Origin of the sequence: Olavius algarvensis spirochete endosymbiont (genome assembly GCA_900608495.1) — a bacterium.
Classification (GTDB): Bacteria; Spirochaetota; Spirochaetia; order DSM-2461; family DSM-2461; genus UBA2779.
The window spans coordinates 1-7325 of record UWYT01000037.1 but is presented as its reverse complement, the minus strand read 5'-3'; the positions used below and the strand labels follow the sequence as shown (position 1 = coordinate 7325).

At 32.4% G+C, this 7325-nt stretch carries 6 protein-coding genes; all 6 read left to right on the top strand.

Annotated elements, in window-relative coordinates; genetic code table 11:
• Positions 1–174 precede the first annotated feature (174 nt).
• The gene (locus S1OALGB6SA_RS00725; RefSeq protein WP_124032230.1) at positions 175–2295 is read left to right on the top strand and encodes a hypothetical protein; all 2121 of its coding nucleotides are present in this window, start codon (positions 175–177) and stop codon (positions 2293–2295) included.
• Between the two features lie 21 nt (positions 2296–2316).
• The gene (locus S1OALGB6SA_RS00720) at positions 2317–3195 is read left to right on the top strand and encodes a class II aldolase/adducin family protein (RefSeq protein ID WP_124032229.1); all 879 of its coding nucleotides are present in this window, start codon (positions 2317–2319) and stop codon (positions 3193–3195) included.
• Positions 3196–3199: 4 nt separating this feature from the next.
• On the top strand, positions 3200–3982 hold the full coding sequence (locus S1OALGB6SA_RS00715) for a sugar phosphate nucleotidyltransferase (protein WP_124032228.1): 783 nt from the start codon (positions 3200–3202) through the stop codon (positions 3980–3982).
• A gap of 2 nt (positions 3983–3984) precedes the next feature.
• Positions 3985–4776 (top strand): sugar phosphate nucleotidyltransferase, encoded by a 792-nt coding sequence (locus S1OALGB6SA_RS00710; protein WP_124032227.1) that lies wholly within the window; start codon positions 3985–3987, stop codon positions 4774–4776.
• Positions 4777–4781: 5 nt separating this feature from the next.
• Positions 4782–5519, top strand: a complete 738-nt coding sequence (locus S1OALGB6SA_RS00705; protein WP_230204329.1) for a glycosyltransferase family 2 protein — start codon at positions 4782–4784, stop codon at positions 5517–5519.
• A gap of 26 nt (positions 5520–5545) precedes the next feature.
• Positions 5546–7325: hypothetical protein (locus S1OALGB6SA_RS00700; protein ID WP_148083985.1), on the top strand; the 1780-nt coding region annotated here is incomplete at its 3' end.

Sequence of the window (7325 nt, the reverse complement as noted above, 5' to 3'; positions counted from 1 at the left end):
CGTGGGAATAAAGAAGTTTGTATTTAAACGATGATTTCTATAGGCAGACATGATAGTGACAATTGAAAAAACTCTTAACTCCATGGATTCTTATTATCAAAACCATATCAGCGTTTATGCTAGTCTTAAACTTCTTAACAAGTCTCTTTGTTCCATTCACAAATTGTGCAATAAATGCTTTTTGTAGATAGATATGGCAACAATGAATTAAAAGAACTCTTTAATTCCAACATATTTTGGATAGGTTTTCTTATTAAAGTCATATTGGCGTTTACGCTAGCCTCAAGCTTCTTAACAAATCTCTTCATCCCATTCACAGATTATTATGTTGGAAGCGGATTCGAGAATCCTTATGAGTATTTTATAAGTACAGGTAGATCTAACGCCTTTCCCTATCCGGCATTAATGCTCTACATCGTCAGTATCCCAAGAGTGATATTTGGGTTTTTTTCAGATTGGGACACCATTTCTTCCGTGACTATCCTCTTGGCAAGGTTACCGACACTATTTGCTGATTTTCTAATACTGGTTATTTTGACTCGTTTAGTAAACAATAACACTAAGAAGGTCCTTATTCATTATTGGCTATCACCAGTATTGATTTATATAAATTATGTACATGGCCAACTTGATGCAATTCCGGTTTCAATGCTCTTTGTTTCCCTATACTTTCTGTTTAAAAGAAAATTTGAATATTCCTCTATTTTCCTAGGTTTGGCTATAGGTGCAAAGACAAATATGGTAATGGTCGTACCGTTCTATTTTGCTTATTTACTATACTCCAAAACTATTAATGCTAAACGATTAGCGCTAAACCTTCTAATCATTGTTGCATCTTTTTTGCTGATCAATATTCCTTATATTTTTGATTCAGCATTTGTTCAGATGGTATTCAACAATAAAGAACAAGTTAAAATATTCGACTTCAAATATAGCTTACCTGACGGAAATATTTTACACTTTGTGCCTTTAGCTTATCTATTCTTGTTTATATCTGCAATTCATCTAAAAGGATTTAGCAAAGATGTCTATATGATGTTCTTAGGATTCAGCTTCGGTACAATTACGTTGATGATCCCTCCTATGCAAGGTTGGTACTACTGGATAATACCATTTTTTATATATTTCCATTCCAGAAAAGTGAATCCAACATTGGATTTTGCTTCAATCTTGTTTATAGGTTTGCAATTAACCTATTTTACATACTTCCTTTTTATGAAGAACTCTGACTATTTACAAGTTTTTCAGATTGTTTCTTCTAACCTTGCATCGACTCCCAATACTTATCATTTTCTTCAATCTGTTGGAATAGATGCAGATAGAATCTCTAATCTGTCCTTTACTTTGCTTCAAACTATGCTACTTTCTAACTGTATATTCATATATAGGTTAGGTATTAGAAGTTACGCTAATTATAAAGTATTTTCACACCCGTTCTTGCTTGGAATTTGCGGAGATTCCGGAACTGGAAAAACAACTTTTTCAAAAGCAATAGAATCCATTTTTGAGAAAAGAAACACTACTACGATTTGTGGTGATGATATGCATAAATGGGAAAGAGGAAGCGATAATTGGAACAATCTTACTCATTTAAATCCTAAATCAAATTTCTTGCACGAGGGAATAGTTTTCCTAAAAGCAATCAAAAATAGCATGACAATAAGTAGGCGAAATTACGATCATGATACTGGGAAGTTTACCAAAGAAAAAAGGTTTAAACCAGGTAATTTAATAATTTTTGAAGGTCTGCATAGTTTTTACATAAAGCAAATGAGGGATTTGTATGACTTAAAAATATTTCTTAATCCCTCAGAAGGGTTAAGAAGATATTGGAAGATTAATAGGGATACAAAAAAACGCGGTTACTCTAAGGACAAAGTTTTACAACAATTAGATAGTAGGCAAAAAGATTCAGAAAAATTTATAAAAACCCAATTGAAATATGCTGATGCTGTTGTAGAGCTACTTAGCCACAAGCAAGAAAGTGATATAACCAGTAATGAAAATAATACTCTCAAAATTACTGCCAGCAATTCATTCTATCTAGAACCATTATTCAATGAAATCTCAAATATAGATTCAATTAGATGTAAACATGCATATGAAGATGAAGATAAACAGTTCATGGAAATTGAAGGCGATATATCAAGACAAGAAATTGATAGAATTGCTTATAATTTATTATTAAACGCACATCTTGAAGACCTTGGTATTAATAACCCATCTTGGGATAAAAATTATCTTGGAGTTATGCAATTGTTTATTACGTATTGCATTATAAGCAATTTAGACTAGGAGAAAAGAATAGATAATCAAATGAAAGAAGATATCAGAAATTTAATCGATATATCAAGGAAAGTAGGAGCTTACCCGGAGTTTGTACAAGGCGGAGGAGGCAATACATCGGTAAAAATTGATGATGATTTAATGGCAATCAAAGCATCTGGATATCTATTAAAAGATATGAAAGAAAATGATGGTTTTGCGTTCGTAAATTACAACGATATTGATAATTATATTAAGAATGACCGTATATCAGGCAATACAGAGGATGAGTTCAGCAATTTCATCGAAGGAAAGACTTCTAAAATCAATGGCTACCCTTACCTGAAGCCATCTATAGAAACAGGCTTTCATGCCTTGTTATCATACAAATATATCGTTCACACGCATTCAGTTTATTCTAATATACTTTGCTGTTCTTTTGAGGGGGAAAAAATAGCGCAAAAATTGTTCCCTGATTCAGCTTGGGCTAAATACGCCAACCCAGGGAAAGACATGACTGTTGTAATAGACAAAGTAATCAAAGGCAAAAAATCTGATGTAATATTCATGCAGAATCATGGCATCATCACTTGCGCCAATAATTCCAGCGATGTCAAAAAACTTCATGAATCGATAAATAACAAGATCATAAAACATTTTAACATCAGTTCGGATTATAAATTAGAAGAAATTCTTTTAGATATTGATAGCGTAAAAGAAAAAGTAATATTTCCTGATCAGGTTGTTTATCTTTTATCAGAAGATTTAAGGAATACGACTGCTGGTTTAGAAACTTTGTATGCTTATGATTATATACTAAAAAAAATTATGAAGTTTGGACTTACCCCAAGCTTTATCTCAGAAGAAGATATAGATTACATAGAAAATATGGGGAGTGAAAAATATAGAAAAACTCTAATTAAGAAATAATGAGATGCAGATAATTATCCCTATTACAGGCTATGGCTCTAGATTTAAGGCAGCTGGATTTGAAGATTTAAAACCATTCATTGAAGTTCATGGGAAACCCATCATCGAGTGGGTAGTAAAAATGTTTCCTGGTGAGGATGACATTATTTTTGTTTGTCGAGAAAAACATTTGCAGGAAATTAGCGATATGAAGCAAACCTTAAAAAGGATTAAGGCTTCAGCGACTATTTTTGCAATAAAGAACTGGGTTAAGAAAGGCCCAGTATATGACGTGATGCAGGCTCAATCAGTTATCAAAGATGATGAACCAGTGATAGTGAATTACTGTGATTTCTATATGCGTTGGGATTATCAAGATTTTAAAAGAATCCTAAAAAAAGAGAATCCAGATGGAGCTATTCCGTGTTACACAGGTTTTCATCCTCATTTAATCCCAGAAAGTAATGTATATGCATCATGCAAGGTTGATGGAAATAACGATTTAATTGAAATAAGAGAAAAATTTTCCTTTGAAAAAGACAAAAGAAAAGCTTTTCACTCAGTCGGAACTCATTATTTTAAAAGCGGAGAATTATTAAAGAAATACTGCCAAAAACAAATAGACCAAAAAATCATGTTTAAAAATGAATACTACTCCAGCTTGACTTACAACTTACTTTGTAAAGATGGTCTAAAAACTCACGTCTATTATAAAATTAGTCATTTCTGCCAATGGGGAACGCCTGAGGATTTAAAGGAATATTTATTCTGGATAGAAAACATAAAAAATTTCAATCAAGAAGCCTAGTTATGATTGTTTTAATTCCTATGGCAGGAACCGGGAGCAGATTCAAAAACAAAGGGTATAGGAAGCATAAACCCGTAATCTCAATTACTGACAGAAAAACTGGATTAAAAATTCCAATGGCTGTTGCAGCAACAAATGATATCCCAGAATCAAATAGTTCACAAATAATTTATATAGATCGAGACTTTCACAAAAAAAATGGAGTTGAGAAAAAAATCAGGAAATACTATAAAAAAGCAAGATTCATCACAATAGATTATTCAACTGAAGGTCAAGCTAGCACATGTTTACTTGCAAAAGAATACATCAATAATTGTGAGGAATTATTGATAGCTGCCTGTGATAATGGTATGGAATTTGATAAGAAAAATTTTGAAGAAGCCAAAGATGGCTGTGATGCTTTGATTTTTACCTTTAGAAACAATGAGGCAGTTGAGGAAAACCCTGGAAGTTACGGATGGGTCAAAGTGAACAACAAGACCAATGTTATTGATATGTCAGTGAAAATTCCTATTAGTGATAACCCTAAAAATGATCATGCTGTTGTTGGTACATTCTGGTTTAAGAAAGGATCTGATTTTGTTAAAGCCAGCGAAAACATGATAAAAGAAAATGACAGAATCAACAATGAATTCTATGTGGATCAAACGATGAGACATCTACTTGATTTAGATTTAAAAGTCAAAGTGTTTGAGGTAGAAAAATACATATGCTGGGGAACTCCAAAGGACTATGAGAACTATGAAAATACCATGAAGTATTGGCAAGAATTTTATAAAAACGAATTTAGATAGACTGGATGGCAATGGAACCAAGATTATCAATCGTAATACCATGTTATAATGAGGAAGAAAATATCCCCCTAATTTTGACTCAACTCAAAAGAATAACCACATGTAGAAAAGATATAGAAATAGTTCTGGTTAACAATGGTTCAACTGATAATTCCAAAAAGTTATTTGATAAAGAGCTGAAAGAAGACGGTTGCAAATCTATTAAATTAGTAAATGTAGCTAGAAATCAAGGTTATGGACATGGTATATTGACTGGGCTTAATGAATCTAAAGGACAACTGCTTTCCTGGACTCATGCAGATATGCAGACAAATCCTTTAGATGTATTAAAGGCACTAGATTCATATGTAAACAGCGAAAAAAAAAGTATAGTCATAAAAGGTAAAAGAAAAAATAGGAAATTGCTAGAAAGCTTTTTTACTTTTGGAATGCAATTAGCTGTTTTTTTTATACTAAGAACCTATTTAGATGATATTAATGCTCAGCCAAAACTATTCTCTAAAGAGTTTTATGACAAATACATAAGAAATGAAGCTCCGTTAGATTTCTCTTTAGATTTGTATCTATTGTATCAGGCAAAAATGAGGCAATATAAAATTCTAGAAATTCCAGTATATTTTGGTGATAGGATTTATGGTGAAGCAAGTGGTGGCAGTGGCTCATGGAAACCTCGTATAAAACTGATTAAACGTACTTTCAAATATATACTAGGATTACGAAAAGTTATTGGAAATATGAAGTAACATCTGGATTTGGAGATGCTTAGGAGATGTTGAAGAATATAAACCTAGAAAAAGAAGTCTTTGCCATAAATTTTAACTGGGCATATGTTTTAGCTTTCGTTTCTTTGTGGGCATATTCTTTTTATTTTCGCTCCCCATTTGTTGTCTTATTCATTCCATTTCTACTCCTTTCCAAAAAGGAGGAATTTCTTGATAGATTAGCCATCAAGCTAAGGGACATTTTCGTATTTACTAGTTATTTGCTATTAATGCTGATCCTCTCAATGGATGAACTAACTCTGTCTTTAACTGGGGATCAAATTTATCATGCTCAACGTTCACAGTGGCACTCCGTATGGTGGAGTACCAAGCTGGTTGAAAATTTTGATTTTCTATCAGGCTTATCCTTTAAACTCATAGTACATGGTTTCAATATTTCTTATCTGTTCCTAGGTGTTTTGACGGTTTTGATAGCTGGAAAATTGAAATTTGAAAATAGGCTGATCTTTTTAATTATAGTTTGTATCCTGACATTGTTTTTTAAGAGAATAATTCTAGGTCCACATCCTCCTTTTAGACTTTTCCCATTATGGATTAGTTCTACTATTCTATCTCCGTCAGATTTTTCATTTAGATTTGCTCAATTCATAGCCTTGATATTATCAATGGTTGGAATTCAAAGATTCACAGTTAATCATTTAGGGTTGTTAAATTCTTGGCTACTAGGTTTGACCATAGGAACAATCCCTGTCTTATGGTATGTCGGCGTAGTAGTTGAACCGTCGATTTGGAGTTCTATTCTATTCATTTTTTTAAGCTTGAAGTTCTTATTTAGAAGTAAGGAAATAAACTATATAAGATGGTTTTCTTTAGTTTCTATTGCATCCCTAATGCGACATTCAGCTTTCGTGGCATTTGTCCCTTTAGGATTAATGATATACTTTGATTTGTATAGAAAGAATGAACATAAAGACTATAAAAAAATACTCTTATATGCCTCTCCTGTATTATTAATGGTTCCTTTTGTAGCTGACTCCATTATATCTGGAACACCAGCTACTTATAATTATGGAGCACCAAATACTTATAACTTCGTACCAGAGAACGCGAACTTTATTCAAAGAATATTGATATCAATTACATCAGGAGTAGCAATTACTGCAATTCTAAATTCAATTAATCCTTTGTGGTTATCAGTCTCTATCTTCTCTTTTATTCCGCTTAAGAAAAAAGAGATATTAGGCAAAGTTATTTGGTTAATATTCTTTATATTACTGTTTTCTATGTTTTATTCGATAAGATCTGATTTGTGGGGTGTAGGAAGATATCAGGCCGAGTACGTTGTTCCGTTTGTTGTTGCTGGATTTGTGTATATCCTGTTCAAAATCAACAACAAAAGCGGTTTCGCTATTAGTGCAATCACATCAATTTCACTCATTTTTTTAGCTGTATTCAATATTTATGACTTCAATAGAATACCGCAAATCAATAAACCTCATGATATCGTGATGTACGAAGAAAGCCCCAATTTAGAAATGAAGGTAATTAGTGATCCGGTTTATGATTACAGATCAGCTTATAAAGCATTGAAGGATGAAAATCTGGGTGATGCTGTCTATATCATGGGCGTAACCTATGGTGTGTTTGGACATATCATAAACAACTTCAACTATTCAGATTATTCGAAAGCTAAGAAATTACAAGAAAAACATGATTTCAGGATCGAATATGATTTTGATGAAATTGATGCAGATAAGGATATCAAAGTTGTTTTAATTTCTGATGTCCCCAAGAAAGACTTAATAAAAAAATTTGAAGAAAATGGCT